At 61.0% G+C, this 26,567-nt stretch carries 29 protein-coding genes; 18 read left to right on the top strand and 11 right to left on the bottom strand.

Going from position 1 to position 26,567, the window contains the following annotated elements:
* Positions 1-67: 67 nt before the first annotated feature.
* Genes VES88_15820 through VES88_15830 form a run of 3 tightly spaced genes read right to left on the bottom strand, consistent with a single transcriptional unit; the run spans position 68 to position 3,879 of the window.
* Positions 68-1,363 carry an alpha/beta fold hydrolase gene (locus tag VES88_15820; GenBank protein ID HYN82953.1) on the bottom strand — a complete coding sequence of 432 codons (1,296 nt, stop codon included), beginning with the start codon at positions 1,361-1,363 and terminating at the stop codon, positions 68-70.
* Positions 1,363-2,853, bottom strand: a complete 1,491-nt coding sequence (gene glpK, locus VES88_15825; GenBank protein HYN82954.1) for a glycerol kinase GlpK — start codon at positions 2,851-2,853, stop codon at positions 1,363-1,365. Before glpK ends, VES88_15820 begins: the two co-directional genes overlap by 1 nt.
* Positions 2,854-3,879, bottom strand: a complete 1,026-nt coding sequence (locus VES88_15830; GenBank protein HYN82955.1) for a hypothetical protein — start codon at positions 3,877-3,879, stop codon at positions 2,854-2,856.
* A gap of 79 nt (positions 3,880-3,958) precedes the next feature.
* Here VES88_15830 and VES88_15835 point away from each other — a divergent pair, with 79 nt between their 5' ends.
* The 4 genes from VES88_15835 to gyrB all read left to right on the top strand — a co-directional run bounded on the left by VES88_15835 (position 3,959) and on the right by gyrB (position 8,265).
* Complete coding sequence (locus VES88_15835) at positions 3,959-4,738, top strand: enoyl-CoA hydratase-related protein (GenBank protein ID HYN82956.1); 780 nt, start codon at positions 3,959-3,961, stop codon at positions 4,736-4,738.
* Positions 4,735-5,856: a DNA replication and repair protein RecF gene (gene recF, locus VES88_15840; protein HYN82957.1), complete on the top strand. Its 1,122-nt coding sequence runs from the start codon at positions 4,735-4,737 to the stop codon at positions 5,854-5,856. Before VES88_15835 ends, recF begins: the two co-directional genes overlap by 4 nt.
* Complete coding sequence (locus tag VES88_15845; protein ID HYN82958.1) at positions 5,853-6,188, top strand: DUF721 domain-containing protein; 336 nt, start codon at positions 5,853-5,855, stop codon at positions 6,186-6,188. Before recF ends, VES88_15845 begins: the two co-directional genes overlap by 4 nt.
* 136 nt (positions 6,189-6,324) lie before the next feature.
* The gene (gyrB, locus tag VES88_15850; GenBank protein ID HYN82959.1) at positions 6,325-8,265 is read left to right on the top strand and encodes a DNA topoisomerase (ATP-hydrolyzing) subunit B; all 1,941 of its coding nucleotides are present in this window, start codon (positions 6,325-6,327) and stop codon (positions 8,263-8,265) included.
* Positions 8,266-8,447: 182 nt separating this feature from the next.
* Here gyrB and VES88_15855 read toward each other — a convergent pair whose 3' ends face one another.
* Entirely contained in the window at positions 8,448-9,788 is a 1,341-nt protein-coding gene (locus tag VES88_15855; protein HYN82960.1) for a thymidine phosphorylase, read from the bottom strand.
* Positions 9,789-9,863: 75 nt separating this feature from the next.
* Between VES88_15855 and VES88_15860 the strand changes: the two genes are divergently transcribed.
* The gene (locus tag VES88_15860) at positions 9,864-10,613 is read left to right on the top strand and encodes a hypothetical protein (GenBank protein ID HYN82961.1); all 750 of its coding nucleotides are present in this window, start codon (positions 9,864-9,866) and stop codon (positions 10,611-10,613) included.
* Between the two features lie 42 nt (positions 10,614-10,655).
* Here the strand turns inward: VES88_15860 and VES88_15865 are convergent, their stop codons facing one another.
* Positions 10,656-10,952 carry a YtxH domain-containing protein gene (locus VES88_15865; protein ID HYN82962.1) on the bottom strand — a complete coding sequence of 99 codons (297 nt, stop codon included), beginning with the start codon at positions 10,950-10,952 and terminating at the stop codon, positions 10,656-10,658.
* Positions 10,953-11,119: 167 nt separating this feature from the next.
* On the opposite strand from VES88_15865, the gene VES88_15870 reads away from it, so the two are divergent.
* The 5 genes from VES88_15870 to VES88_15890 are packed head-to-tail and all read left to right on the top strand — an operon-like array spanning position 11,120 to position 15,907.
* Positions 11,120-11,509 (top strand): response regulator, encoded by a 390-nt coding sequence (locus tag VES88_15870; GenBank protein HYN82963.1) that lies wholly within the window; start codon positions 11,120-11,122, stop codon positions 11,507-11,509.
* On the top strand, positions 11,499-12,590 hold the full coding sequence (locus tag VES88_15875; protein ID HYN82964.1) for a diguanylate cyclase: 1,092 nt from the start codon (positions 11,499-11,501) through the stop codon (positions 12,588-12,590). The genes VES88_15870 and VES88_15875 overlap by 11 nt, the downstream gene beginning before the upstream one ends.
* Positions 12,502-14,565 (top strand): NAD-dependent DNA ligase LigA, encoded by a 2,064-nt coding sequence (gene ligA, locus VES88_15880; protein ID HYN82965.1) that lies wholly within the window; start codon positions 12,502-12,504, stop codon positions 14,563-14,565. The genes VES88_15875 and ligA overlap by 89 nt, the downstream gene beginning before the upstream one ends.
* 30 nt (positions 14,566-14,595) lie before the next feature.
* Positions 14,596-15,129: a V4R domain-containing protein gene (locus VES88_15885; GenBank protein ID HYN82966.1), complete on the top strand. Its 534-nt coding sequence runs from the start codon at positions 14,596-14,598 to the stop codon at positions 15,127-15,129.
* Positions 15,130-15,172: 43 nt separating this feature from the next.
* A complete protein-coding gene (locus VES88_15890) occupies positions 15,173-15,907 on the top strand; it encodes a type II restriction endonuclease (GenBank protein HYN82967.1) in 735 nt (244 codons plus the stop codon).
* A gap of 80 nt (positions 15,908-15,987) precedes the next feature.
* Here VES88_15890 and VES88_15895 read toward each other — a convergent pair whose 3' ends face one another.
* Positions 15,988-16,932, bottom strand: a complete 945-nt coding sequence (locus VES88_15895) for a Dam family site-specific DNA-(adenine-N6)-methyltransferase (GenBank protein ID HYN82968.1) — start codon at positions 16,930-16,932, stop codon at positions 15,988-15,990.
* Between the two features lie 254 nt (positions 16,933-17,186).
* On the opposite strand from VES88_15895, the gene VES88_15900 reads away from it, so the two are divergent.
* Positions 17,187-17,519, top strand: coding sequence for a hypothetical protein (locus tag VES88_15900; GenBank protein ID HYN82969.1), 333 nt, complete (start codon positions 17,187-17,189; stop codon positions 17,517-17,519).
* A gap of 247 nt (positions 17,520-17,766) precedes the next feature.
* The gene (locus VES88_15905; GenBank protein ID HYN82970.1) at positions 17,767-17,982 is read left to right on the top strand and encodes a hypothetical protein; all 216 of its coding nucleotides are present in this window, start codon (positions 17,767-17,769) and stop codon (positions 17,980-17,982) included.
* A 93-nt stretch (positions 17,983-18,075) separates the two neighbouring features.
* Here VES88_15905 and VES88_15910 read toward each other — a convergent pair whose 3' ends face one another.
* Positions 18,076-18,606: a phosphoribosyltransferase gene (locus tag VES88_15910; GenBank protein ID HYN82971.1), complete on the bottom strand. Its 531-nt coding sequence runs from the start codon at positions 18,604-18,606 to the stop codon at positions 18,076-18,078.
* Positions 18,607-18,658: 52 nt separating this feature from the next.
* Between VES88_15910 and VES88_15915 the strand changes: the two genes are divergently transcribed.
* Genes VES88_15915 through VES88_15930 form a run of 4 tightly spaced genes read left to right on the top strand, consistent with a single transcriptional unit; the run spans position 18,659 to position 22,534 of the window.
* Positions 18,659-19,141, top strand: a complete 483-nt coding sequence (locus tag VES88_15915; GenBank protein ID HYN82972.1) for a tetratricopeptide repeat protein — start codon at positions 18,659-18,661, stop codon at positions 19,139-19,141.
* The gene (locus VES88_15920; protein ID HYN82973.1) at positions 19,142-19,909 is read left to right on the top strand and encodes a ParA family protein; all 768 of its coding nucleotides are present in this window, start codon (positions 19,142-19,144) and stop codon (positions 19,907-19,909) included.
* Complete coding sequence (locus VES88_15925; GenBank protein HYN82974.1) at positions 19,906-20,679, top strand: hypothetical protein; 774 nt, start codon at positions 19,906-19,908, stop codon at positions 20,677-20,679. Before VES88_15920 ends, VES88_15925 begins: the two co-directional genes overlap by 4 nt.
* A gap of 25 nt (positions 20,680-20,704) precedes the next feature.
* Positions 20,705-22,534, top strand: a complete 1,830-nt coding sequence (locus VES88_15930) for a long-chain fatty acid--CoA ligase (GenBank protein HYN82975.1) — start codon at positions 20,705-20,707, stop codon at positions 22,532-22,534.
* A gap of 82 nt (positions 22,535-22,616) precedes the next feature.
* Here the strand turns inward: VES88_15930 and VES88_15935 are convergent, their stop codons facing one another.
* The 4 genes from VES88_15935 to VES88_15950 are packed head-to-tail and all read right to left on the bottom strand — an operon-like array spanning position 22,617 to position 25,001.
* Positions 22,617-23,234 carry a hypothetical protein gene (locus tag VES88_15935; GenBank protein ID HYN82976.1) on the bottom strand — a complete coding sequence of 206 codons (618 nt, stop codon included), beginning with the start codon at positions 23,232-23,234 and terminating at the stop codon, positions 22,617-22,619.
* 24 nt (positions 23,235-23,258) lie between these two features.
* Positions 23,259-23,978, bottom strand: a complete 720-nt coding sequence (locus tag VES88_15940) for an SDR family oxidoreductase (GenBank protein HYN82977.1) — start codon at positions 23,976-23,978, stop codon at positions 23,259-23,261.
* A gap of 5 nt (positions 23,979-23,983) precedes the next feature.
* The gene (gene folE / locus VES88_15945) at positions 23,984-24,529 is read right to left on the bottom strand and encodes a GTP cyclohydrolase I FolE (protein HYN82978.1); all 546 of its coding nucleotides are present in this window, start codon (positions 24,527-24,529) and stop codon (positions 23,984-23,986) included.
* A 58-nt stretch (positions 24,530-24,587) separates the two neighbouring features.
* Complete coding sequence (locus tag VES88_15950) at positions 24,588-25,001, bottom strand: 6-carboxytetrahydropterin synthase (protein HYN82979.1); 414 nt, start codon at positions 24,999-25,001, stop codon at positions 24,588-24,590.
* 287 nt (positions 25,002-25,288) lie between these two features.
* On the opposite strand from VES88_15950, the gene VES88_15955 reads away from it, so the two are divergent.
* Together VES88_15955 and VES88_15960 are read left to right on the top strand one after the other, a co-directional pair.
* Positions 25,289-25,462 carry a hypothetical protein gene (locus VES88_15955; protein ID HYN82980.1) on the top strand — a complete coding sequence of 58 codons (174 nt, stop codon included), beginning with the start codon at positions 25,289-25,291 and terminating at the stop codon, positions 25,460-25,462.
* 19 nt (positions 25,463-25,481) lie between these two features.
* Positions 25,482-26,531: an NAD-dependent epimerase/dehydratase family protein gene (locus VES88_15960; GenBank protein ID HYN82981.1), complete on the top strand. Its 1,050-nt coding sequence runs from the start codon at positions 25,482-25,484 to the stop codon at positions 26,529-26,531.
* The last annotated feature ends 36 nt before the right edge of the window (positions 26,532-26,567 follow it).

Below are 26,567 nucleotides of genomic sequence, written 5' to 3' on the forward strand. Positions count from 1 at the left end.
TAGCGACTACGCCGGCTGGATCGACACTGACCAGGAAGCGACCACGAAGCACACGAAGGACACGATGTCAGTGCTGCGTCGATCGAAGGATGAGCGCGGCGGCCCCGGCCCCGGCTGCGTCCCAGGTCAGGTCGGGGATGCTGAAGATGCCTTTTGTCCTCTTGTCGTAGAGCTCGCGCGCCAAAGCGAATGCGGCCGTCGTTGCGATCGCTCCCGCGAAGGCAGTGTTGCGTCCCGCACCGGTCGCCTGGAGCCCGCTGAACGCGAGGCTCTCGATGAACGCCGAAATAAAGAAGTGTTTGATCTTGTCCGGGCCGGACCAGCTGTCCCTTGCTGCGCGCTTTGAAATCGATTTCACGAATACCGCGATCTCATCCATCAGCTTCGGAACCACAGCCAGAGTCGAGTCGCCGTATTTCGGCATCTGTGCCACGCGGTCGCCGCTCACTTCCTTGAGGATGTGGTTCATTCCCTCGATCGTAACGAAGCGCGCATCTGAATTGGCCGAAGCGAGCAGCTTCGCATCTTCCATCGAGGTCTGAATGTCTGTCGTGCCTTGAACGACCAGAATCGGAATCTCGAGCTTGGCGATTTCGACAGCCGGGTCGTAGCTGAACCACGACACGAGATACGGCAGGACGCTCGGGCGAAACAGCATCGGTAGAACCGTCGGCGGCGGGTTGGGAATCGTTCCGCTCGAGAGCTGATCGAGGATCGCTTGAGTTTGCGCGAACAGCTCCGGCGGGAGCTGCGGCTTGAGCTGCTCGGCGAGGATGTCCGCGGCTTTTCTACCAGTGCCCTCGAGCGACACGTACGCATCGGCGCCGGCGCCGCGCGCTGCAACCATCCCGATGAGTGACCCTTCGCTATGACCGACGATCGTCACCGTTGAAAACCGCTGGTCCTCGCGAAGCTGCTTCACCCACGCCGCCGCGTCCTCGATGAAATGGGTGAAGCGAAGGTCCGCCTCCCCCGTCATGGCGGCTCTGCTCGCGGCAATTCCCCGTTTGTCGTAGCGGACGGAGGCAATTCCGCGCGCCGCCAACCCCTCGGCGAGCATCCTGAGACTGTTATTCGCGCCCGGAATCGCGGGGCTGTTGCCATTCCGGTCCGTTGGGCCGGAGCCTGCAATAATCAACACGACGGGCACGGGAGTCCCCGCCGCAGGCAGTACGAGAGTGCCGGAGATCTCGCCGGTAGCCGTCTTGAGTGTGACCGGCTCCTGAGTCATCGCGAGGGGCGCCGCGCTCGTTACAACGACAGCGCCCGGTACCACGGCGTCAGTCGGCGCAGCGGATCGTGTTGCGCAGCCGGCCAGAAATAGAATCGCGGCGGCGCCCAGAATTTTTTCGTGATTGTTCATCAATTCTCCCCGTCAGTCGCCGGATTGTTCGCCCAGTACAAGGCAGTGTTCACAGCCCGGCGCCATCCAGCCCGCGCGCGAGCGGCATCCGATCGTGACATGACCGGAGCAAACCGTGAGTACTCGCGAATGGCGAGAAACTCCTGCGCGTTCTTCCACACTCCCGATGCAATTCCGGCGAGTCCCGCCGCTCCGAACGCTGTAGTCTCGACCATCTCGGCGCGCTCGACTTCGACGCCGAGTATGTCGGCCTGAAACTGCATCATCCAGTCGTTCACGGCCGCCCCTCCATCTACTCTCAAGCGCGAGAATGGGACTCCGCTGTGATCCCGCATCGCATCGAATACGTTCGCGGTCCCGTACGCCATTGCTTCCAGCGCGGCGCGGGCGAGGTGTGCGCGAGTCGTTCCGCGAGTGAGGCCCGTGATCGTTCCGCGCGCCTCGGGCTGCCAGTGCGGCGCCCCAAGCCCTGCGAGGGCCGGCACGAAATACACGCCGTCGTTCGCTTCGAGTGAGCGGGCGAGAGACTCGGTCTCCGCCGCCGCTGTGATTATCCCGAGTCCGTCGCGAAGCCACTGCACTGCGGCGCCGGCGATGAAGATCGACCCCTCGAGAGCGTAGGCGTAACCGCCCTTCGCGTCGCACGCGACTGTCGCCAGCAATCCGTCACCGGCCACGGGCCGGATCTCGCCGGTGTTGAGAAGCAGAAACGCTCCGGTCCCGTACGTGTTCTTCGCTTCGCCCGCGCTCCAGCAACCCTGCCCGAAGAGTGCCGCCTGCTGGTCGCCGGCAACGCCCCTGATCGGAAGCTCGACGCCGAAATGTTCGCTCGCCGCTACGCCGAATTCTCCGCTCGACGGGCACACCGAAGGCAGCATGCCGCGGGGAACGCTGAACAGAGTGCAGAGCTCTTCGCTCCAGTCCCGCTGTCCGATGTCGAACAGGAGAGTTCGCGACGCATTGGTCGGATCTGTCGCATGCACCGCTCCGCCCGTCAGTCTCCAGATCAACCAGCTGTCGATCGTACCTGTCGCAAGCTCGCCGGCATCCGCCCTCTGCCGAATCTGCGGATCGGTCAGGAGATGTTCGAGCTTTGTGGCCGAGAAGTAGGGGTCGACCGGGAGACCCGTCAGCGCTGTGATGCGCTCGGCGTTAGGGGCAAGCTCACGGCATCTCGCCGCGGTACGACGGTCCTGCCAGACAATGGCTCGAGAGACCGGCTCTCCGGTCTTGCGATCCCATACGACGACGGTCTCGCGCTGATTGGTGATGCCGATTGCTTCCGGCTTCACGCCGCTCGTCGCGATCGCCTCGCGTGCGCCTGCGATGGTCCGCTCGAATATCTCGTCGGCGTCATGCTCGACCCACCCCGGCCGCGGAAAATGTTGCGTGATCTCCCGATAACCGCGCCCCGCGACGCGGCCATCTTCACCTACGACGAGGGACGTCGAGCCCGTGGTTCCTTCGTCGATCGCAAGGATGTATCGCATCTACTCTGCGCGCCGCTCTTTCCGGCGCTCCGGGAAATACGCGGCCAGAAACTCTATCAGCGCCGTCTCTTCCGCTGTGTGCTTGAAGCGAGAACGCCGACTGGAGGGCTTACGCGGGTGCTTTACAAGAATTGTTGACCCGTTTTTGAGGTAGCGTGTGACCAGAATCGGGTGCACGTACGATTTTCGACAGATTGCAGGCGTATTTCCGAGCTCCGCCGCGACGAATCTGACGGCGGTAGCGACCGTTTTCTTGCGCGCATTTTCATTCGGAGCCTTCCCGAGATCTGCGAGAACGATGGCCATCCGCAAGGTGCCGCCCCAAGTTCGAAAGTCCTTGGCCGTGTACGGAAAATCCGCGAGGCTCCGAATGTAGTCGTTCACATCGCGGGCGCTTATGTGGAACCACTCCCCATCCTTCTCGTAACGGAACAATCTTTGGCCGGGGGTCAGGAGGAGGGAGCGAACAAAATCCGCCATCATTGGCGAGGCTTCGTAGCGACGCTTTTGCTGTATTGATTGCTTGCCGCGGTAGTCAAACCGTATTGTGTCGTCGTCGTCGACGGTAACGTGCGACTTTTGTAGTGTGGTTACCCCGAATGTGTTGTTTTCCCTCTCGTACCGGTCACTTCCAACTCTGAAGAAAGCATCGGATATGAGGAGCACGATGCCGGCGCAGACTCGCTGCTTCGAGAAGTCGCGCCGGCCGAAGTCCTTGCGGAGGGTGCGGCGAAGCACAGGGAGGTCACTCGCGAGTTGACGTACGCGGTAGTGCTTGGCGAGCTCTCCCTTTTGCACGGCACGTGTGTGGTATCGATACTGCTTGCGCCCGCGCGCATCGAATCCCCACGCCTGGATCGGTGATTTCGGACTCACCGCGACGTGGACGTCCCGCCACGCCGGCGGAATCCGCAGAAGGTCGATTCGCTCCCGGTCCTTGCCGGCGCGCACCGGCCGCCCCTTCGGCCCGACGTACCGGAAGCCACTCTCCTTCGAGCCTTTTCGCAGAATCCACCGCTGTGCCATGCATCCTTTCGTTGGAGGCGGACCACTCACCGGCCGCGTTACATTACAGCGCTGGAAGAGCTACCTCAACTCGCGCTCAATGTCATACCAGTCAGTGACGCTCGACACCGACGGCGGGATTGCCACTCTCACCGTCAATCGCCCCGACAAGCTGAATGCTCTGAACGCCGCAACAATGGCGGAGCTGAGCTCGGCAATCGACGAAGTACGAGCGCGCGACGACATCTCCGGGCTGATCGTTACCGGCGCCGGCCGCGCGTTCGTTGCCGGAGCGGATATTTCGGAGCTCGCGAATGCAACAGCCGTTTCTGCTCGCACCCTCGCACTCGAGGGGCAACGGATTTTCCGCCGCTTCGAGACATCGCCCAAACCCGTCATCGCCGCAGTGAACGGCTTCGCACTCGGCGGCGGATGCGAGCTCGCGCTTGCATGCCACATTAGAATCGCTTCCGAGCAAGCAAAATTCGGCCAGCCGGAGGTAAAGCTTGGCACGTCGCCCGGCTATGGCGGAACGCAGCGGCTGGCGCGTCTCGTAGGAAAGGGCCGCGCACTCCAGCTCATCCTTACCGGTGAGACGATCGACGCCGCCGAGGCATATCGCATCGGTCTCGTAAATCGCGTCGTGCCCGCTGATTCGCTCGCTGACTCGGCCACAGCCTTGCTGAGACAAATCATCGCCAATGGACCTCTGGCGATCGCTGCGTGCATCGAGGCGGTGGAGCTTGGACTCGATATGTCCCTCGAGGGGGGGCTCGCGCTCGAGGCCACGCACTTCGGTATGCTCGCCGCAACCAGCGACATGAAGGAAGGAACGAAGGCCTTTCTCGAGAAGCGAGCGGCCGAGTTCAAGAGGAAGTGAGCGAGCCGCGGGTCTGGCTGCGTCGGGCGGCCACTCGCGATTTCAGAAATCTGGAGAAGGTGGATCTGGATTTACCTGAAACCGGGCTTGCCCTGATCGGCGAGAACGGTCACGGCAAGACCAATCTGCTCGAGGCGATCTATTACCTGCAGATTCTCCGGAGCGTTCGCGGCGCGCGAGACCAGGACCTGGTTCGGTTCGGCACGCGGGGCTTTCATATCGCTCTCGCTGTCCGCACACACGGCGATCACGACCTCGGCGTGGGATTCGACAACGCTGGCAAGCGGAAGCGTGTAACCCACGACGGTCTCCCGCTGCCAAGGATGAGTGATGCGTTCGGGGGGCTGCCGTCCGTGATGTTCTCACCGCGTGATATTCAGCTCATCGCCGGGGCACCAGGCGAAAGGCGACGGTACCTCGACCTCGTGCTAGCGCTCACGTCGCGAAGATACCTGATGGCACTTCAGCAGTACCGGGCTTCGCTTCTTCAACGCAACGCCGCGTTGCGCGAGGCCGGGAAACAGGCTGATCGAGAAGATGCGGTCGCTGCGTGGGAGCCGGCGCTCGCTGAGTCCGGCGCGACGATATTCTGCGAGCGTACTCGGTGGGTGTCGAATCATTCAGCCGAATTCACGAGGATCTGCACCGCAATCGGCGAGGAGGACGAGCAGCGCATGACTTATCGGACATCGCTGTCGCGGGACATCTCGCCGATGGAGGCACTCGCTGCTGCCCTGCAGCGACAGCGTCCCACCGACATTCGGCGCGGAATGACCCATTCGGGCCCACACCGCGACGATCTCCATCTCACGCTCAGCGACCGCGACTTGCGCGCGTTCGGCTCCGCCGGCCAGCAGAGGACGGCAGCCATAGCGCTGAGGATGCTGGAGGCGGCCACTCTTCGCGCGGAGTGTGGACTCCAGCCGTTGCTTCTGCTCGACGATCCACTCGCCGAGCTGGATCTCAGGCGGTCGGCGAGAATTCTGGCACTGCTCGGCAGCGAGGGCCTGGGCCAGACTATCCTCGCCGTCCCGCGCGAGAGCGACATTCCGCCCGAGCTCCTGTCGCTTGATCGTGCGCGCATTCAGTCGGGACGGATCGCAAGGACGGATTCGTGAAGGAAAAACGCAGGCGTCCAGAGGGGCTCCAAAAACTCCCTCGGCCGGAGAGCCTCAAAAAGATTCTTTCGGAATACCTCGACACGAAGGGCCTTACGCGCCGCGTAAATCAGGCGAATGCGATCGACGACTGGGCAGAAGTCGTCGGCCCTCAGATCGCAAAGGTCACGGAAGCCCTTTCGGTCACCCCGGACGGCACAATTTTCGTCGCCGTGACGACCAACGGATGGATGACGGAGCTGTCGCTGATGGAGCCCGAGCTGGTGCGAGCGCTGAACTCTCACGCAGGTGGCTGGCGCGTCAGAAAAATCCGTTTCCGGCTCAAGGGATAAGTTATTTGGCGACAAGGGCTTAGTCCGCAAGATTTAGTTTGCTATCGGGCGCGATCCGCGCTAAATTGAGAAGAATCCGGGCGGGTCTCGTTTCGGGACGTGTTCGGTGCCTTCCTATCCGTTCAACCCGCACATAATGCCGAAGACTGCCACGGCCCCCCAGACCCGCTACGACGCTGGCCAGATTCAGGTTTTGAAAGGTCTGGATGCCGTTCGAAAACGCCCCGGGATGTATATCGGCTCGACCTCCTCCCGCGGCCTCCACCACCTCGCCTACGAGGTCGTAGACAACTCCATCGACGAAGCGCTCGCAGGACACGCGAGCAAGATCAGTGTCGTGATTCACGCCGACGATTCGATCACTGTCGCGGACAATGGGAGAGGCATTCCCGTCGATCTGCATCCGACCGAAAAGATTCCCGGCGTCGAGCTCGCGATGACGGTGCTCCACGCCGGCGGCAAGTTCGATAAGAACAGCTACAAGGTTTCGGGCGGACTCCACGGCGTCGGCGTCTCGGTGGTCAATGCGCTTTCGGAGGAGCTCAAGGTGTGGGTCAAGCGCGGCGGGAAGGAGCACTACATGGATTTCGTGCGCGGCCACACGAGAACCCAGCTCTGCGTTCGCGGAAAGACTGCGCCCGGCGACAGCGGCACGAAGGTGTGGTTCAAGCCCGACCCCGAGATCTTCACGGAGCTGCGGTACGACTACGCTACTCTGGCGAACCGCCTGCGCGAGCTCTCGTACCTCAACAAGGGCGTCGAGATCAGGCTTGGTGACGAGCGCGAGGGCCAGGAGAAGCAGGAGACCTTCATGGCGAAGGGCGGCCTGAAGGAGATGATCCAGTTCCTCAACTCGTCGAAGAAGCCGCTCCACCAGGAGATCGTCTACATCGACACGCGGCGCGACGACATCGGAATCGAGCTCGCCTTCCAGTACAACGACGGCTACAACGAGAACGTCTTCTCGTTCGTCAACAACGTCAACACGCACGAGGGCGGAACGCACCTCACCGGTTTCAAGGCTGCGCTCACGCGTACGATCAACGCGTATGCGACGAAATCGAACGCTCTGAAGAAGGCTGACTTCACGCTGAGCGGCGACGATGTCCGCGAGGGACTGACGGCGGTCCTGTCAGTGAAGGTCAACGAGCCGCAGTTCGAGGGTCAGACCAAAACCAAGCTCGGCAATTCCGAAGTCGAAGGCGCGGTGAAAACAGTCGTCAACGAGATGCTCGGCGCATACCTCGAGGAGCATCCGCGCGTCGCGAACATCATCATCGAAAAGGCCGTATCGGCCGCGCGTGCGAGAGAGGCTGCCCGTAAGGCGCGCGATCTCACGCGCAAGAAGTCGGCGCTCGACGTTGGGAACCTTCCCGGCAAGCTGGCCGACTGCTCGCTCAGCGATCCGTCGCTCTGCGAGATCTACCTCGTCGAAGGCGACAGCGCCGGCGGCTCGGCAAAGCAGGGTCGCAACCGCGCATTTCAGGCGATTCTGCCGCTGCGTGGCAAGATCCTGAACGTGGAGCGCGCTCGCATCGACCGAGTCCTCGGAAACGAAGAGATCAGGACGATCATCACGGCGATCGGCGCCGGGATCAAGGACGAGTTCTCGATCGAGAACGTGCGCTATCACAAGTGCATCCTGATGACCGATGCCGACGTCGACGGTGCGCACATTCGCACGCTTCTGCTCACGTTTTTCTTCCGTCAGATGCCGGAGCTGATCGAGGCGGGGTATGTGTACATCGCGCAGCCGCCTCTGTATCGCGTTGCGAGGGGCAAGGAGGAGTTCTACGCCTACGACGAGAGGGAGCGTGAGGAGTACGTCGCCCGTCTCGGGAACGGCGACGGCAAGAGCACGGTGAACATTCAGCGGTACAAAGGGCTTGGCGAGATGAATCCGCTGCAGCTCTGGAATACGACCATGGACCCTGAGACGCGTACGATTCTAAAGGTCACGATGGAAGACGCGGTGCTCGCCGATCAGACGTTCCAGATGCTGATGGGCGACGAGGTCGAGCCGAGGCGGTTGTTCATCGAGCAGAATGCTCGGTTTGCTGGGAACCTCGACATCTAAACAGATCCGCTACCCGTTACCGGAAGAAAGGGTCACCCGCGCGTGGAAACCCACGGAGTCCAGTCGACGCAATGCCCGTCGACGCCCCCAACAAACAGGACAACGCGCGCGGTCACCGCAAAGAAGACGCGCTGAAAGAATAGAGTCGTACTCAGTGGCAGAGTCCAACCACCCCCGCCGGGTCAATCCGGCGGCGCTTTCCATTTTTCGCGGACCTTTGCCGTGATGCGATGCGAGATCAGCTCCAGCGCCGGCAGTGCCGCGTCCGCGATCTGGATGGCCTCCGACAATGCCTTCCTGCCGACGGCGATCCCGCGATCGTCGCGCGCGTGAATCGAGCCGATGGGCTCGTCCTTCTCCACGTAATCACCCGGCTTCACGGGGATCACGAACCCAACGGCGGGATCGATCGAATCCTCCATCGTCCGGCGGCCGCCCCCAAGAGAGATAATGCCGTGGCCGACCACCCGCGGCGAGACGCGTGCAACGTATCCTGCGCGGGGCGAAAGGTAGTCTGCGCGAGCGGGTGACGTCGGAAGAATCCGCTGGTCTTCGGTCACACGAGGATCGCCGCCCTGCGCTTCGATTATCTCGCCGAACTTCTCGAGAGCGCGGCCGGAGGTGATAGCCTCGCGCATGAGCGGCCAGGCATCGGCAACCTTCGAAACCTTCTTGGCAAGAAAAAGCATCTCGGCGCCGAGTGCGTAGGTCACTTGCATCAAATCGGCGGGACCATGCCCCTTCAGGGCCGCGATCGACTCTACCACCTCGAGTGAGTTTCCGCAGGCAAATCCAAGCGGACGATCCATCGCCGTAAAGAGCGCCACCGTTGGACAGTTTCGCCGTGCCCCCAGGTCGATCATCGCACGCGCCAGGGCGAGCTCGCTCTTTTCATCGGTGATGAAGGACCCCGACCCGCGCTTGATGTCGAGCACCAGGCCGGTGAGACCCTCCGCGAGTTTCTTGCTCATGATGCTGGCTGCAATGAGCGGAACGGCTTCGACGGTCGCGCTCGTGTCGCGAAGAGCGTAGAGCTTTCTGTCGGCAGGTGCGATCTCACCGGTTTGTCCGATCAGGGCGCAGCCGATCTTCTCTATCTGCTCCCTCGCCTCAGCAAGCGAGAGATCCGTGCGGAAGCCAGGTATGGATTCGAGCTTGTCCAGCGTTCCACCGGTGTGTCCCAGTCCACGCCCCGACATCATCGGCACGGCGACGCCGAGCGAGGCAATGAGGGGAGCGATCACGAGCGACACCTTGTCGCCCACTCCACCGGTGGAGTGCTTGTCGAGCCTCGGGCCGGGAATGTGCGAAAGGTCGAGCACCGATCCGCTCGCGAGCATCGCGTCGGTCAACGCGTACATCTCTTCGCCGTCGAGCCCGCGAAAGAAGATTGCCATCAGAAGCGCCGACATCTGATAGTCGGGGACATCGCCTGCAGTGTACGCGTTGATCAGCTCGTGCCATTCGGCGTCGCTGATGCGCCCCCCGTCGCGCTTCCGCTCGATGAGACGCGGGACGATCATTCGGCGTCAGTCGGTGTATCGCAGACCTGGGCTCGCAATATCTCGTCTCCCGGAGAATGGATGCGCGTAGGTGTATTGACCACAGTAATGCTTCTCGCGGCGGGCGGCGCCGTCCGGTCTCAGACCGTTGATGAAGAGATCAGAGCCGGCAACCGCGCATACGATGCCCGGGATCTGACTACCGCGCTGGATCGATACGAAAAAGCGATTGCAGCCGAGCCGAAAAGCTACGAGGCGCTGTGGAAGGCGTCACGCACGGCGATCGACCTGGGCCGTCCCGCTTCGACCGCTGCGAAGCGCAACGCGTTGTTCTCGAGCGCCGAACAATATGCGCGAAGAGCGGTCGCGGCGAATCCCGGCGATGCTGAGGGTCATTTTGTTCTCGCGTGGGCACTGGGCAGGACTGCACTCTCGCAAAGTCCCAGAGGCCGGGTGAAATACGGCACAGAGGTTCGATCGCACGCTCTGGAGTGTCTCCGTCTCAAGTCCGCCCACGCAGGGTGTCTTCACATTATGGGGGTGTGGAACGCGGAGATCATGAGGCTCAACGCAGTTGTCCGACTCATCGCCAGGAACGTGCTCGGGGGACGGGCGTTTGGGAGTGCCAGCTGGAAGGAGGCGGTCCGGTATATGGAAGCGGCCGTCGCAACGGAGCCGGAGCGCATAGTGCATCGACTGGACATGGGGGAGATCTACCGCGACGTCGGGGAGAAGCAGAAAGCCCGCGAGCAGTTCGAGACGGGCTTGAGCCTTCCCGCGACTGACTACAACGATCCCCGCTTCAAGGCGGAGATCCGCCATCACCTCGACCGGCTCGGGACTTAGGTAGAAGGCCGGTTCGCCACTTAGGAGGAAGCGGCGCCTCCGCTACTCGGGCGGAACCCGCGCGTCCCGCTCGGCCCTCTGGCGGTCGACCAGTTTCTGCTCCCGTTTCCTGTGACGCTCGAGGTCATGCCTCCGTCTAAGTGCTGAGGCTCGGCGAAGCTCGCGGGCGAGCTTATCCCAGGGCCTGTCCCTTCCACGCAGATGACGGAAGCGGTCCCGGATGTTGTCGCGGACATCCTCGCCGCTTAGAGGCGCGGCCAGCAGAGCAACAGCGGCTCCGATAGCGACGCCGACGAGGATGCCGACGCCGAGCATGCTGATCGCGCCCTTATCGGGCACATTGCGGTAGGGTGACCCGGTAGCCCGGGGTTTCGGTTGAGTCTCAGGCTGCGATTTACGGCGGGGTAAATCCTCGCCGGGTGGGGTCGTATTCATAGCCGGGAAGAGAGGATGGTAAGAATTTTGCTCTTCGCTGGTGGGTTGCAATACCCATGCGAGGTAACCGGATGAGTGAATCTGGTAAGACTATACTGCTCGTCGAGGACAATGAGGACAATCGAATCGTCTATTCCACCATTCTGAGGCACTTCGGCTACAACGTCACCGAAGCGTGGAACGGTGAAGAGGGCATCTCGAAAGCGAGGTCCGGAAAGCCGGATCTCATCCTGATGGACATTTCCATTCCGATCATCGATGGATGGGAAGCGACGCAGGTGCTGAAGCACGATCCGGCGACGAAACACATTCCGATAATCGCCTTGACGGCGCACGCGCTGGCCTCGGATCGCGAGAAAGCCTTCGAAGTGGGGTGTGACGGATATCTCGCGAAGCCTTGCGAGCCAAGAGCGGTCGTCGCGGAGGTTCAGCGATTCCTGGGCCGCAATAATGGGCACTGAAGGACCGAAACAGTACGATTCGAAGAAAAGACTACTCGTTGTTGACGACCACGAGGACAATGTCGAGGTGCTGCGGGCGCGCCTCGAGGCCCGCGGCTACGAGGTAAAGGGCGCCAACGACGGCCAGGCCGCGCTCGACATGGTCGACCACTGGGTCCCGGACCTCATCCTGCTCGACGTAATGATGCCCAAGGTCGACGGGCTCGAGGTCGTCCGCCGAATCAAGGCGAACGAATCGCTGCCGTTCATACCCGTTATCATGCAGACCGCGCTCGACTCGACAGAGCGCATCGTTGCGGGGTTCGAGGCCGGCGCGGACGACTACGTCACCAAGCCGATTAATTTTGCGGAGCTCGAGGCCCGAGTTAAGTCGCTCCTCCGAATAAAGGCGCTTCAGGAGGCGCTGGCGGAGCGGGAGCGCGAGCTCTCCGAGATGAACGACAAGCTCCTGCATATCTCGCTCACCGATGGGCTGACGGGCATCGACAACCGGCGCTCGCTCGAGCAACGGCTCCACGAGATGTTCGAGCATTCCTACCGGCTGCACGAGCCGATCTCGTCCGTCATGTGCGACATCGACCATTTCAAGAAGGTCAACGACACCTACGGCCACCAGGTGGGCGACGACGTTCTGAAGGAGTTCGCCGGGATCCTCAAGGCAGAAGCACGCGAGATCGACCGTGTCGGGCGTTACGGAGGAGAGGAATTTCTCCTTCTTCTGCCCGGAACCGTTCTCGATTCGGCAGTGACTTTTGCGGAGCGGCTGCGGCACTGTGTTGAGGAGCATACATTTTCGTACGACGGCGGAACGCTCAAGCGAACGATGAGCTGCGGGGTGGCATCATGGCCGCATCCCCGCGTCGCCGATGCCGAAGCCATGCTCCGCGCGGCGGACGATGCCCTCTACGTTGCCAAGGAGCTGGGGCGCAACCGGGTAGTTCGCTTCGACAGCGCAGAGTTCAACGCGCACACCGAACCAGACGCCGAACGGGATGCCACAGAAGCGAGCGGAAACCATCACCTCACCGGCCACGAAGCCAGATCCGGCGTCGCGAGCGGCGCAGCTGAGGGAAGCGCTTAACCGGGCGTCGCACGAGTACTACGTCCTCGACCGCCCCGTCCTCAGCGACAGGGAATACGACGAGCTCTTCCGCGAGCTCCAGGCAATCGAGGAATCACATCCCGACCTGAAAACGCCCGACTCCCCCACCGTGCGAGTGGGTGCGGCACCACAGAGTCAGCTCGCCAAACACACCCACATTCAGCCGATGCTCTCGCTCGGGAACGCGTTCGACGACTCCGAGCTGCAGGCGTGGGAAGAGCGGCTCGTTCGTCTCGCCGGTGAGGAAGTGACGCAGTGTGGTTACACCGTCGAGCTGAAGATCGACGGCACAGCGGTGAGCCTGACCTATGAAGACGGCATTTTCGTAACGGGCGCGACTCGCGGGAATGGCTTGATAGGCGAGGTCGTGACGGAAAATCTGCGAACGGTGCGCGATGTTCCGCTTCGGCTTGCCGGGAAGGCCCCGAAAGGACGTGTCGAAATTCGGGGAGAAGTTTACCTGCCATTCGACAGCTTCGAGCGAATGAATGAAGAGCGTGTCCGCGCAGGCGAGCCCGTGTTTGCGAACCCGCGAAACTCAGCGGCGGGGAGTCTGAGACAGCTCGATCCCGCGGTGTCCGCGAAGCGACCGTTGAGGTTCTTCGGCTACTCCGCCGTGACAAGCGATGGATCTGCCCTTCCCTTCCGCACGCAGTGGGAGCTGCTCGAGGCGCTCGAAGCATGGGGAATTCCCGTTGCACCGCATCGCACGCGCTGCGCCCGCCTGAGTGAAGTCTTCGATTGGGCGCGCGAGGTTGAACACAACCTGCGCGGGAATCTCAACTTCGGGATCGATGGCGGCGTGGCAAAGATCGATGCGCTCGCGTTGCAGGATGAGCTCGGCGTAGTCGGCGGGCGGGAGCCTCGCTGGGCAATCGCTCGCAAGTTCGCGCCCGACATAGGCGAAACTCGCTTGCTCGACATCCGAGTGAACGTAGGTCGAACCGGCGCGTTGAATCCTTACGCGGTTCTCGAGCCCGTGGAGATCGGTGGCGTGATTGTGAGGCAGGCGACGCTTCACAACGAGGATCTCGTGCACCGGAAGGACCTGCGAATCGGAGACATCGTGCAGGTCAAGCGCGCCGGCGAAGTGATTCCGCAACTGATCGGCCCTGTTCCGGAGAAGAGCGAGCCGCGCGGGCCGCAATGGCGAATGCCGAGGAAGTGTCCGTCGTGCGGCACGCCCGTCGAGCGTGACGAGGAAGAGGTGGCGATTTATTGCCCGAACGTCGCCTGCCCCGGCCGACAGCTGGAAGGACTCGTTCACTTCGCCTCGCGCGGAGCGATGGATATACGAGGCCTCTCGTACTCACGCATCGAACAGCTGATCACCGAAGGGTTGGTTAAGGACCCGGCCGACTTGTACTGCCTCGAGCCCGACCAATTACTCGCACTCGAGGGATACGCCGAGAAAGGGACTGACGCGCTTCTCTCGGCGATCGCCGCTTCGAAGCAGCAGCCGCTTTCCCGGCTCCTGCACGCACTGGGCATTAGGCACGTCGGCTCGATGGCCGCTCAGGTTCTCGCGCGGCACTTTGGAACGCTCGATCGCCTCGCTGCCGCGTCGCAGCAAGAGATCATGGCTGTGCGCGGCATGGGCGAGATCATAGCCGTCGGAGTCGAATCGTACTTTCGGGATCCCGCGGCGCGCCGGTTGATCGAGAAGCTTCGCACTGCCGGAGTGAACTTCACCGAGCCCCGCCAGGTGGCGTCGGGCGGTGCCCTCAGCGGCAAGATCGTCGTCATTACCGGCGTGCTGCCGACGCTCTCGCGAACGCACGCGACTGAGCTGGTGGAGCAGGCGGGAGGGCGAGTGACGAGTTCGGTCTCGAAGTCCACGAGCTTCCTGGTCGCCGGAGCGGATGCAGGCAGCAAGCTCGCCAAAGCACGATCTCTGAAGGTCGAAATCATAGACGAGGCGGAATTGCTCAAACGCATCGGAAGCTCGCAGTGAGAGCCGACGGGGTTAAACTTCGGGACGCTCATGGCTGAAACGGGGACAGCTCGACTCATCGGAATTGCGATTCCGACTCTGCGTGAATTGCGTGGAGCAACGATTGCATCCCTGTCGGCAGGTCCATCGGGTGAGACGGATGCCGTGGACGCTCTCCGCGAAGCGGGGTACGCCGGAGGAGGGACAGTCTACGAGGCATTCGAGCAATGGCTGCTGGAGCTGGAAAGCTCAGCGGCGCCCGATCTCACACTCGATGAGTTCGGAGAGCGTGCCGCGGAGTACTTTCGTGCAGCGGGCTGGGGACTAGTGGAGTTCGATTCGCGCCACGATGACGGAATCGCAACTTTGACGATCGCAGACTGTTGGGAGGTTGACAGCTCGTCTACGGCACCCGCGCTGTCCTGCCACGTGACCACCGGAATGTTGGCCGCCTTTTTTGGACGGCTGGCCGGTTATCCGGTCTCGGTGATGGAGACAGAGTGTTCCTCGACAGGTGCGGAGCGATGCTCGTTCATACTCGGCAATTCCCATGTGATGACTTTCAAGTGGGAGGAGCTGGCCTAGTTCCGATCTCGGACGATGACCTTCCGGCTACGGTGGCGATCTATTGAATTCGCTTTCAGTTCAGTTAGGTGTTAACCGTGTATTGTTCAGCAAGCACGTCTCATACTCAACGGTTTCTATGGATTTTAAGGCGGACTTTGAGCGGAAACTAGGGGAGCACAATCTCAAATTCGACGTCCGAGCGGTGATCACGGGTGATGGGCAACTCTATCCACTGGGTTCGGATACAAAAGTCCTCAGCAGCGTGTTCGAGCTCGTGACGCGACCGCTAGTTTACGAAATCGCGTCCGAACATGGCCTCAAAGTTCGAGAAGCCACTGCCCAAAATGTTTATCCGGATTTCACGCTGATGGAAGACGTAGAGGATAAGGCAAAGATTGCAGTCGATGTGAAAACTACGTACAGGATCGTCGATTCAGGTTGGAAATGCAGTTTTACGCTAGGTAGCTACACCAGCTTCATCCATGCGCATCGAAAGAAGAAGAACATCGAATTCCCTTTCGACCATTACGCGAAGCATTGGATCATAGGGTATATCTACAAGCGGAAAGCACCTGAGGAGACGGGGACCTACGTATACAAGGCGGCCGATCTGAAAAACATCCCTGTGCCGTTCGAGGATGTCGATGTGTTCGTTCAGGAGAAATGGCGAATCGCGGGAACTACGGCAGGGAGCGGGAACACGGCAAATATTGGCAGTATCAAAGGAACCCTTGAAGACTTCCGTAATGGAGGAACACCGTTCCAGTCAGAGGATGAATTTCTCGATTACTGGTGAGGTTACGGTAGGACCAAGTCAGTGCGCGAAGACACATATGGGAACATCGCGGCATATCGCGCGATGAAAAAAGGAGGAGTCTAAATCGACGAAGTGTCGAATAGCGCGAGTTCCTCTGGTATCGGTTGAATGGAATGGGCCATTGGGCGCTCATCGATGTAGAATCGGGGAGCAACAACGAGAGCTTCTTCCATTTCGTTCCGCAGTGCTTCGGTCGGTCCAACGTGGTAGAAATGTTTAATGCACACCGTTGGGTATTCGGCGAAGTGTTTAGCGATGTGGACGTTTTGCCTGTACTTGTTTCCTTTCCAAGTGGAATAAGCAAAACCACCATCGAGCAACTTAAGCGATTGGGCTAGATCGTCGACATCTTGTGACTGCCATCGAGTAAAATAATCAGTGTGCCTGTCGTTATACGGCGGATCACAGTAGACGAAATCCTCACTGGTTGCTAACGCAACGCTGTCCCGCCAGTCGGCAACGACGAACTCCCATGCCTTACCGCGCATCATTTGAGAAACCCAAGCGACTTGGTTTACTATCTTCGTTATGTAAGCGGCAGCAAAACGATCTGGCTTCTTGCAAAAAGGGACATTGAAGCCACCCTTCTTGTTAAAACGCATTACGCCGTTAAAACACGCTCGGTTTAGGAATAAGAAGTCCAGTGGCGAGCCGAGCTCGTTAAACCGCGTCCGGACTTCATAATAGTGCGCGCCTTCCGTGGCGCTGAGCTGAGCACCTTCTCTCTCGAGGAACCCGCGAACCAATGTTGGAGAAAGCTCACCGGTCTGAACAGCCTGATAGAATCTGATCAAATGCTCATTCGTATCCGCCGCGATTGCGCGCAGCGGCCGAAGATTAAATAGAACGACCCCAGAACCTAGAAAGGGCTCAATCCATCGTCCGCTTGTAGCCCAGGCAACATGCTTACGAATCGTTGGCACAATCTTGGTCTTGATTCCCTGCAGCTTGATCGGCGGAGTTTTGACGCCAACGGGGACTCTTTGACTTGCCTCAGGTCTCATCGCGTTTCAAAAGAAAGCGGGAGAGAGAATTGCGATCCACTAGCCAATCGCGTCCAACCTTTTCCGCCTGTAACTGACCATTCCGAATAAGCAATCGAACGTGTTGTATCGTATAGCCGAGCATCTTAGCGGCCTCAGAAGTAGTGACGAACGGAATCTCGTTCACCCGATATTCTCTAGGGAATATAGTGGTAATGCCAGATCTGTGCAAGCGATGTTGTAGGTCGATTCCAACAAGTCAAACTTAGTTTGAGATGGACCTCAGAATTTGCCATGCAATCGCTCAGCGACGCCTAATCGAATTTAGATATAATGGTGTTCTCCGTCAGGTAGAGCCGCATCTCTACGGGCGAACATCAAAAAGCGGCGATGTGATCAGCGGGTGGCTAGTGGATGGTGGGAATGTGGATGGTGGGAATGCGGATGCTGGGTACCGGAGCCGCTGGCGCACCTTCGTTTTAGACGACCTCTCCGATTTAAAGATTCTCGGCGAGCATTTTGCAGCGCCACGTGACGGTTTCAATCCGGCCGATCCTCGTTTCGCCATGGTCTATTGTCGCGTCGACTATTCCTCTGAGAGCCGCTAGGCGAAGCAATATTTCGAAACTATTCGTCCGCCAGCATTCCATTCGATAGCGCTGGGCAAGGCCCTTCCGGCCCCTCCAGGCCAGTAAAGGCCAGTAAAGGCCAGTAAAGGCCCTGTTTCGCTTAACAGGCCGCTTGTTGCCAGACGAAGCGAATTACTTCAGTAGCGCCCACCTAAAGGGCGTGTTGTATTGGAGGGTTACACCAAGATGATCCAGCGCATGGACCGAGTGCTGCGGACGAAGAAGGATGGCCGCGTTGCCCGCTTTGCGGTTCTATTCGTCGAGGATACTTCGGAAGACCCGGCGCAGCCAGCGCACGAGGGACTTTCTCGAGGAGCTAGTGGATGTGGCCGAAGAGCTCAAGACGTTCGCGCCGCGTGCGAATGGTCTCACCCTGAACGCGTACCTTGCGTCGATGCGGCCGCGACGGGGCAACACGCGTACGCTGTCACTTAGTAGTTAGGTCCGTAATGAGCAATGTGATTGACTGGTACTTCACGCGGCACTTCTCTCGCGCCGCTCAACGCCGAGAACGGCATCGTTCTGGCAGCTTCGTTCAGGTCTCGCGAAGCGCATCGGCGTAGGCAGGGTTGAGCACGAGCTCACCGTCGACGATCACCTCGCGGTCCCACGGCAGCACAATCGTGCTCGTCGTTGCAAGTGCATGGAAATCGGGTTCGTACGACCCGGTCCTGAACTCGACGGCAGTTCTCACCTCGCTAGCACCCGCGTTGACGATCGAGCCGACCGCGAGACGCATCGTATCCCCCGAGTCGCAGGTCTCGTCGACGATCAACACCCGCCGGTCGCGGACTTCGACTGGTGCGGCACCGAATATCGCCGGCGTATCCCGGACGGTCTCAGCCCGGAATTTCCGACTCACCATTATGGAATGGAACTCGCATCCGAGCATTGCGGCGATCACGGCGCCGGGAATGACGCCGGCATTCGCCACCCCAACCACAACCTCGGGATCATAGGCGCGTGAGACTTTCAGAGCCAAAGCACGGGAGAGTTCACCGAACAATGGCCACTCTACATGGAGCACTCCCTGAGAGGGATCGACGGCCTTTTTTCGCGGTGACATGAGGGGTAGGTCAAGGTAGCCCCACTACATACTCGATGGTAGATTCGGATCGATGTCATTCTGGAGCCGGCTCGGCGGCGGGAAGTCAAAGAGCGAGCAGAAGCGCCTCGACTACCTGAGCGAGGGGCTGGCGCTCGAGCGTCAGGGCGACTACGATGCCGCGCTGACGTCCTATCAGCTCGCGCTCCGGGACCAGCCGACGAACCATCGCGTGCTCCAGAACATGGCGATCGCCTATTCGCGGACCGGAAGACAGACCGAGGCCATTCGCTGTTACCGGCGCGCGCTCGATATCCAGCCGAAGCTCGCGGGCGCGCACTACGGCCTGGCGTTCCTCCTCCTCCGCCGCGGCGACATCGACGACGCAGCGTTCCATCTGGAGGCTTTTTTGATGGATCCCCCGCCGCCGAGCGCCGAGGCGGAGCGGTGGGTCCGGCATGCAAGAGACACTCTGGAGCGGATTCGCAGCACTCCCGCCGCCGCAGGCGAAGGCGGACCACTGGCGAGTGGCGAATACCCAGAGGTTTCCGAGTAGATGGGCGATGTCCTCGCGATCGTCAGCCAGAAGGGCGGAGTAGGAAAGACAACCACAGCGGTAAACCTCGCTGCGGCCTTCGCGAGGAGCGGTCTCAAGACTCTCGTTGTGGACGTCGACCCCCAAGGCTCGGTGAGGTACGGCGTCGGCCTCCGCCGCGATCAGCAGAACGCAGGGTTTGCCGACTATCTGAATGGGCAGAAGTCGCTGCGCGAAGTCATCCTGCCGACGGCCCTTCCATGGCTGCGTGTGATTCTCGCAGGGTCGGTCACCGATGAAGCGGACCAGACCACGTACCATCAGCTCATCTCCGAGACTTCGATTCTCCCCGACCTGCTGGAGACGGCGCGCGCGCGCTGTCACATCGTTGTCGTCGATTCGCCGCCCGGCCTCGGCCCAATTACGCGTGCTGTGCTCGGGGCTAGCCAGCATGTGATCGTGCCGCTCCAATGCGAGCCGCTCGCGCTTCAGACTACGCCGCAAATATTGCGGGGAATTCAGGATGTAGTCTCGACGAACGAGCAGCTCACTCTCGACGGCATCCTGATGACCATGTACGAGGAAGGCAATCCAGCGAGCGCACGGGTTGTGGATTACGTGCGGCGGCATCTTCCGGCGAACATCGTGTTCGACACGGTGATTCCGAGAACTGTTGCGACCGCGGACGCCTTCGCCGCGGGTCAGCCAGTCGTGTTGCGGTCGCCCGCCGATGCTGCGTCGCAGGCGTACGTTCACCTCGCGCAACAGCTGATCGAACGTTTCTTATGAGCGTCCGACGTAACTCGCCGATCATCGCGATCGGCACGCTTGCCGGACTCGCTGCGTTTTCTTCATGCGCGGAGATACCGACGTCGGACTCCGCCGTGCTCTCGCTGACGTTCGATTCCCTGCCCGCGCCCGCTGTGGTGCTGGGCGACACGTTGCGCGACACGACCGGGACCGCTGCCCCGATCAGGGCCACGGTCTACAATTTTCAGGGGAATGTGATAGTCAATCCGCCCCTTCGCTTTCAGGCGCTCGATCGCGGAATCCGGATCGACAGCGTCACGGGCTTTGTGACCGGCGACAGTCTTCGCGCAACGCCCGCGCGAGTCGCGGTTACCGTTGACGGCCTGCAGGCCACAAGCCTCCTCGATGTTACACTTCGGCCCGATACGATCATTCCGGTACTGGAGCGCGACAGCCTGCTCTATTCCCTCGTCGACACTACCAAGAACCTCTCCCCCGCCCTTGCCGTGCGGGCATACCATTCGCTGACGAGTCTCGACAGTGCGGTGAAGTCATACATAGTGAGCTTCGCCATCTCATCGCCGGCGGATCCTCTGCTGGCGATGCTTGTCAACGAGGCGGGCAAGGAGTCAGGCGTGGACACCACTGACGCGAATGGCGAGGCAGCGCGTAGAATCAGGCTCACACCCGCCCGGCTTACTGCGCTCACCGACTCCGTTATCGTGCTTGCAACCGTGAAGTATCGAGGCGCCCACGTGCGGGGGAGTCCGGCGCGGATCGTACTGAAGGTCCAACCGGCCGCGCCGTGACGTTGCCAGCGGAGGTGAAGGTTTCGTGAGCATCAACGGGGGGCCGGCACCGGAGCCTGGAACTCTCAACCGCGTCTTTTTCGACGCGGTGGAGCGCCACGACAAGCCCGATGCGTTGCAGTTCAAGTCGGGGGAATCGTACAAGCCGATCTCGCACCGTCTGGTGCTCGAGCGCGTGCGTCGTGTTGCGCGGGGTCTGCGCCTCGCGGGTGTGGAGCGCGGGGACCGCGTAGCGATTCTCTCGGAGAATCGGCCGGAATGGGCAATCGCGGACTATGCCTGCCTCACAGCCGGTCTCACCGACGTGCCGCTCTATCCGACGCTTCCGGCTGACCAGATCTCGTACATCCTCAAGGACTCCGGAGCCGTGGCGATCTTTGTCTCGAACGAAGAGCAGGCGGCGAAGATCGCCTCGATTCGCACCGAGGTGCCGACGCTGCGTATGATCATCACCTTCGAGGATTCCACGGCCGCCCCCGGTGCAATCAGAATGGACGCTCTCGAGGCGTCCGGGGCACAGGGCGAAACTGCTGAGACGATCGCCGCCTACCGGAGAGAGGCGGACGAGGTCGAGCCCGACGATCTTGCGACGCTCATCTACACCTCCGGGACAACGGGACCTCCCAAGGGAGTGATGCTCACACACGACAACATCCACTCGAATGTCGCGGGAACCCGCGAGAAGATTCCGTTGAGCGGGACCGATGTATCGCTGAGCTTTCTTCCACTGTCGCACATTTTCCAGCGCATGGGCGACTACATGATGTTTCACACTGGAACATCCATCGCTTACGCGGAGAACATCGAACGGGTTCCGGTTAACATGCAGGAAGTCCGGCCGACGATCGTGCTGTCTGTGCCGAGGCTGTACGAGAAGATTTACGCGCGTGTGCTGCAGAATGCGGTGTCGAGCGGCGGTCTCAAGCGGAAGATCTTCTTCTGGGCCCGCGGCGTGGCGGACCGGTGGGCGGGCGTAGTGCTCGCCGGCGGGCAGCCGGGCTGGGGGCTGTCGAAGCAGTATGCGCTGGCAGAGAAACTCGTATTCTCCAAGATCAAGGAGCGGACCGGCGGGCGAATGAGATACTTCGTCTCCGGCGGCGCCCCTCTCGCGCCCGAGATCAACAAGTTCTTCTACTCTGTGGGCCTGACGATACTCGAGGGCTACGGGCTTACCGAGACTTCCCCCGTAATCACAGTCAACACACCCAATGCATTTCGAATCGGCACGGTGGGGCCGCCGATTGCCGGAGTAGCGGTAGAGATCGCGGCGGATGGTGAGATTCTGACGCGCGGTCCCGGGGTGATGAAGGGCTATTACAACAATCCAGTCGCGACGGCGGAAGCCATCGATTCAGCCGGCTGGTTCCACACGGGAGACATCGGCGAGATACGCGACGGATTTCTGGCGATCACGGACCGGAAGAAGGACATCATCGTGACGGCCGGCGGGAAGAACATCGCGCCGCAGCCGATCGAGAACCGCGTAAAGTCCAACAAGTTCGTGACGCAGGCGGTGATGATAGGCGACAAGAGGAAGTTTGCGTCGATTCTCGTGGTTCCGAACTTCGAGCAGCTCGAGGACTGGGCGAAGCGTCGAAATATCTCATGGACGGACCGTGCTCAGCTGATCGCGCTGCCGGACGTGCAGAAAAAGATGGAAGAGGAAGTGATGTCGCAGCTCGAGGGGCTGGCGCACTTCGAGACGCCGAAGAAGGTAGGGCTTCTCGAGAATGACTTCTCTCTCGAGCGAGGTGAGCTGACGCCAACTCAGAAGGTGAAGCGACGCGTCGTGGATCAGCACTACAAGCAGCTGATCGACTCCATGTACGCCGAAGCGGAAACGGCGGCGCGATAACGCTCGTCAGTCACGGAGCTCGCGCTGGTAGTTAGCGCGAAATCTGCCTGGCGTCTCCCCTGCCTGCTGCTGCGCCCATCGATCACCGCCGCAGCGACACCAGCTCTCCGACATACTCAGCTACGACCTGATCCCTGTCGCGAGCCAGCTCGTGAAAGGCGTCCGACAGCCTGGCCTGGCCGCGCACGAGCAAGCGCCCGCGCGGGCGGAGCAGTCGCGCCGCCTCGCTAAGCAGCGCTGGTGTCGCGTGCGCTGCGTCGAACGCAATTCCGTCGAGCGAATGCGCCGCGATAGGGATAGGCAAGCGCGCGTGAACCTCGGCGATAGCGTCGGAGTCGCTCAACCGCGAAGGCGAGTTGAGCGCGATAATGCGCGCGCCGGTCAGCTCCGACACCGCCTGCGCGTCGCGCGCCCATTCTCCGGCGAGCAGCGCTAGCATCCCCGGCCCCGCCAGGTTGAGCAAAGCCGCGATCTCAGTGCCGTCCGTTTCAGCGTCGCCAACTGGTGAACGGTGTAATGAGCCATGGTCCTCATCAAACACAGCGACTCCGTCCCGAATGAAGTATTCCGCGCCGCACACTGGGCATCCGAGCTTTCCCTCGACGACCATCCTGCCGTCCATCCGGTAGAAAGCGGCAACGAGCCAGCTGTCCTCGTGCGCGTTCGGGCAGCGCAGTAAATCAATGAACTCGATGTGCATCGAGCGATGCGCGGAAGTGTGGCGTTACGCGCGAGAGATGCGGAGCTCGTCCACGTTCATCGGCTCCGGCTGCGTCAACGCGAACATTACCGCGCGGGCGACGTCGCCAGGGCTAAGCATCTCGCTCCGCGACGGGAACTCCGAATCGGCGCTCTCAGTGTCCAAATGGTCCCACAGCGCCGTATCGACTGACGACGGCGATATCAGAGACGCTCGCACGCCGGTTCCGCGAAGGTCGGTGCGAAGCACGTAATGCATCGCCCTGATGCCGAACTTGCCCGCCGAATACGCGGCATTTCCAGGAAAAATCATCCTGTCACCAATTGATCCGAGAGTCACGACGTGACCGCTTCCCCGCTGTCGCATCTCTGCGAGAAACTCGTGCATCACGAGAAACGGCCCTATCACGTTTGTCGTTATCGAGGCGATGAAGTCCTCGGGCTTCATTGCGTCAATCGCACCAACGCGAAACAGGCCAGCGTTGTTCACGATGATGTCCGGGGCTCCACCGAATTCCTTTCGCAGGCGCGCCCCTGCCGCGGCGACCGATTGTCGATCCGTGATGTCGCACTCGACAGCAATTGCCGACTCTCCGAGCGATTTGGCCACCTGGTCGAGCGCCGCTCTGTCTCGAGCGGCAAGTGCTACGCGGGCGCCGGCCTTTGTCAGCTGGCGGGCGATCTCGGCCCCGATCCCCCGCGAAGCGCCGGTGACAATCGCTGTGCGTCCGGCGAGCGCGGCCATCGGCGCTAGCCTGCGTGCGCGAGGCGCAGGAACTCGTCGCGCGTCTTGGGATCGTCGCGAAACACGCCGCGGAGGGCCGACGTTATCGTCTTCGAGTTCTGCTTCTGAACGCCCCGCATCATCATGCAGAGGTGATACGCCTCGATCACAACGCCCACCCCGAGCGGATCGAGAATCTCGCAGATCGCCTCGGCGATCTGGTCGGTCAGCCGCTCCTGCACCTGCAGACGCTGAGAAAAGACATCCACGATTCGCGGCAGCTTCGAGAGACCGACGATTCGTCCGTTGGGGATGTATGCGACGTGCGCCTTTCCGTAGAACGGAAGCATGTGGTGCTCGCAGAGCGAATACAGCTCGATGTCGCGCACCATCACCATGTTTTCGTGCGTCTCCTCGAACAGCGCGTCGCCGATCACTTTCCGCACATCCTGCTCGTAGCCCCGGGTGAGCCAGGCGAGCGAGAGCGCTACGCGCTCGGGAGTCTTGAGAAGTCCATGCCGCTCGGGGTCCTCGCCCAGCAGCTCGAGCTGCCGGTACACGAGCTGCGCCATCTCCTCAGCGCTTTCCGGGGCGTCGATTGCTTCGAGTCCTTCTGTCGCCTTGAGGTGATCAAGATCCACTATACTCGACATAGTTATTCTCTGTTTCCCAAAGGACGAGCCGCACGAGCTGCGCTGGAGCGATGGCCGGCTCGAGAATCTTCCAGAACGCGACGATGATGTTCTCCGACGTCGGGATCCGATCGCGCATGAACGGGACGTCGAGGTTGAAATTGCGATGGTCGACTGCGTTCACGACCTCGCGCTCGACGAGCGTCTTCAGCTTGGCCAGGTCCATTACATAACCCGTGCGCTCATCGATCGGTCCTTCGACCGAAACGTCGAGAGTGTAATTGTGACCATGCCAGTTCGGGTTGTTGCACTTCCCGAAGATCGCTTCATTCTCCGCGTCGCTGAGCGCCGGGTTGAATACGCGGTGAGCGGCGTTGAAGCGCAGGCGGCGGGTTACCGTTACGCGAGCCATGTGTCCTGGTGTGCGGGGCAAAAACTCCGCCGTCACGTATCAGCGGCGGCGGAGCTTAAGGTTGGGAGCGAGGAGGTTTTTTGAAGCCCTGTCGAATTTTTGAGGTCCTCACCCGGGCCTTCGTCTTCCCCTTGTCGGGGGCGTGACGTCAGCCCGATTTATCGAACCCACCCGATGGACTTATCGGCTCAAAAAGTGAGCTCCCCGTCCCGCGAAGGTGTGACTTCGCACCTTCGTTAGAGCTATAATTTACGGGCGCCGCAATTCACCGTCAACGAAATCGTCAAATGGACCTGCTGTTGATCGGGTCGGTCGTAATGCTCATCGTGTGGGCGGCCGTCACGTTCACGACTGAGGCACCCGGTTACGTCCACCTGCTCCTGACGCTCGGAGTATTCATCCTCATCTGGCGAATCACAGTGCGCTCGTCGCGCGGTACTCGCCCGCCACCGCGACCTTAACGCCCAGGCGTGGCGATACGTGATCGACGATTCGGGGAGTTCCTTTCTGAGCGATTCTCCCGCTCCCGACGCGGACGCCGAGTGGGGCACAGCGGTCGCCGAGCAGCCGCAACCCGACCAGATCTCGAAAGACCTGCGCGTGGTTGTGACCGGCGCGGCAGGCCTGGTCGGCACTCACCTCTGCAGACAGCTCGTAAAAGCGGGATGGAAGGTGCGCGGCATCGTTCGCGATACCGCAAAAGCTGCGGCGCGGATCGGTGACCTGCGGCTGGAAATTCTAGAAGCGGACATTCGTGATGCGGCCGCGATGCGGTCAGCGCTGGCGGAAGCAGGAGCGCTCGTGCATCTGGCGGCAATCGCAATCGAAAAGCCGGGTGAGAGCTACGAGGCGACGAACACTGATGCGACCAGCGTGCTCCTCGACGCAGCCCAGGCCGCCGGGGTGCGCAGAGTCGTCTACATGTCGCAGAACGGGGCCAGCAGCTCCTCCCGATACGCGTTTCTGAGAAGTAAAGGCGCCGCCGAAGACAGGGTCACGACGAGCGCGTTTCAGTGGACTGTGCTCAAGCCATCCGTGATCTTCGGCCCGGAAGACGAGTTTGTGAACGTCCTCGCGCGAATGGTGCGGCTATCGCCGGTAGTCTTTCCACTTCCCGGCGGCGGCGTCGCACGCTTTCAGCCGATTGCAGTCGACGATGTCGGACGAGCGGTTCTAAAGTGTCTCGACGACAGCGCGACTGTTCGCGGGACCTACACGATAGGCGGATCGACCCCGCTCACACTCAAGGAGATGACCGAGCGCATTCTCGTCGCGATGAACACCTCGCGGATCCTGGTGAACATGCCCATAAGTGCGCTGCGTCCAGTCGTCGCGGTTGCGGAGAAGGTGCTGCCGCGGCCGCCGGTGACAACTGGTTTGCTCGCGCTGCTCGAGATGGACAACGTGGTTCCCGAGAACGATCTCACGACGAAGCTCGGCATCGACCCGATTCCGTTTGCACCTGAGGAGCTGCTCTACCTGCGACAGATCACGTTCTCGTCTGCGCTGAGATCGCTATTCGGTCGTTGACGGGAAAACGCAATACGGAATAACAGGATACTCACA

Source organism: Gemmatimonadaceae bacterium (assembly GCA_035633115.1).
In the GTDB taxonomy this organism is placed as follows: Bacteria; Gemmatimonadota; Gemmatimonadetes; order Gemmatimonadales; family Gemmatimonadaceae; genus UBA4720.

What these genes read in the sequence shown, in the direction of transcription:
- gyrB (HYN82959.1), top strand. Translation starts at nt 6,325, where the DNA reads ATGCCGAAGACTGCCACGGCCCCCCAGACCCGCTACGACGCTGGCCAG.
- VES88_15900 (HYN82969.1), top strand. Translation starts at nt 17,187, where the DNA reads ATGGACCTCAGAATTTGCCATGCAATCGCTCAGCGACGCCTAATCGAA.
- VES88_15830 (HYN82955.1), bottom strand. Translation starts at nt 3,879, where the DNA reads ATGGCACAGCGGTGGATTCTGCGAAAAGGCTCGAAGGAGAGTGGCTTC.
- folE (HYN82978.1), bottom strand. Translation starts at nt 24,529, where the DNA reads ATGGCGCAGCTCGTGTACCGGCAGCTCGAGCTGCTGGGCGAGGACCCC.
- VES88_15935 (HYN82976.1), bottom strand. Translation starts at nt 23,234, where the DNA reads ATGCACATCGAGTTCATTGATTTACTGCGCTGCCCGAACGCGCACGAG.
- VES88_15885 (HYN82966.1), top strand. Translation starts at nt 14,596, where the DNA reads ATGGCTGAAACGGGGACAGCTCGACTCATCGGAATTGCGATTCCGACT.
- VES88_15915 (HYN82972.1), top strand. Translation starts at nt 18,659, where the DNA reads ATGTCATTCTGGAGCCGGCTCGGCGGCGGGAAGTCAAAGAGCGAGCAG.
- VES88_15835 (HYN82956.1), top strand. Translation starts at nt 3,959, where the DNA reads ATGTCATACCAGTCAGTGACGCTCGACACCGACGGCGGGATTGCCACT.
- VES88_15905 (HYN82970.1), top strand. Translation starts at nt 17,767, where the DNA reads ATGGCCGCGTTGCCCGCTTTGCGGTTCTATTCGTCGAGGATACTTCGG.
- VES88_15940 (HYN82977.1), bottom strand. Translation starts at nt 23,978, where the DNA reads ATGGCCGCGCTCGCCGGACGCACAGCGATTGTCACCGGCGCTTCGCGG.
- VES88_15920 (HYN82973.1), top strand. Translation starts at nt 19,142, where the DNA reads ATGGGCGATGTCCTCGCGATCGTCAGCCAGAAGGGCGGAGTAGGAAAG.
- VES88_15820 (HYN82953.1), bottom strand. Translation starts at nt 1,363, where the DNA reads ATGAACAATCACGAAAAAATTCTGGGCGCCGCCGCGATTCTATTTCTG.
- VES88_15870 (HYN82963.1), top strand. Translation starts at nt 11,120, where the DNA reads ATGAGTGAATCTGGTAAGACTATACTGCTCGTCGAGGACAATGAGGAC.
- VES88_15910 (HYN82971.1), bottom strand. Translation starts at nt 18,606, where the DNA reads ATGTCACCGCGAAAAAAGGCCGTCGATCCCTCTCAGGGAGTGCTCCAT.
- glpK (HYN82954.1), bottom strand. Translation starts at nt 2,853, where the DNA reads ATGCGATACATCCTTGCGATCGACGAAGGAACCACGGGCTCGACGTCC.
- VES88_15955 (HYN82980.1), top strand. Translation starts at nt 25,289, where the DNA reads ATGGACCTGCTGTTGATCGGGTCGGTCGTAATGCTCATCGTGTGGGCG.
- VES88_15950 (HYN82979.1), bottom strand. Translation starts at nt 25,001, where the DNA reads ATGGCTCGCGTAACGGTAACCCGCCGCCTGCGCTTCAACGCCGCTCAC.
- VES88_15855 (HYN82960.1), bottom strand. Translation starts at nt 9,788, where the DNA reads ATGATCGTCCCGCGTCTCATCGAGCGGAAGCGCGACGGGGGGCGCATC.
- ligA (HYN82965.1), top strand. Translation starts at nt 12,502, where the DNA reads ATGCCACAGAAGCGAGCGGAAACCATCACCTCACCGGCCACGAAGCCA.
- VES88_15925 (HYN82974.1), top strand. Translation starts at nt 19,906, where the DNA reads ATGAGCGTCCGACGTAACTCGCCGATCATCGCGATCGGCACGCTTGCC.
- VES88_15875 (HYN82964.1), top strand. Translation starts at nt 11,499, where the DNA reads ATGGGCACTGAAGGACCGAAACAGTACGATTCGAAGAAAAGACTACTC.
- VES88_15895 (HYN82968.1), bottom strand. Translation starts at nt 16,932, where the DNA reads ATGAGACCTGAGGCAAGTCAAAGAGTCCCCGTTGGCGTCAAAACTCCG.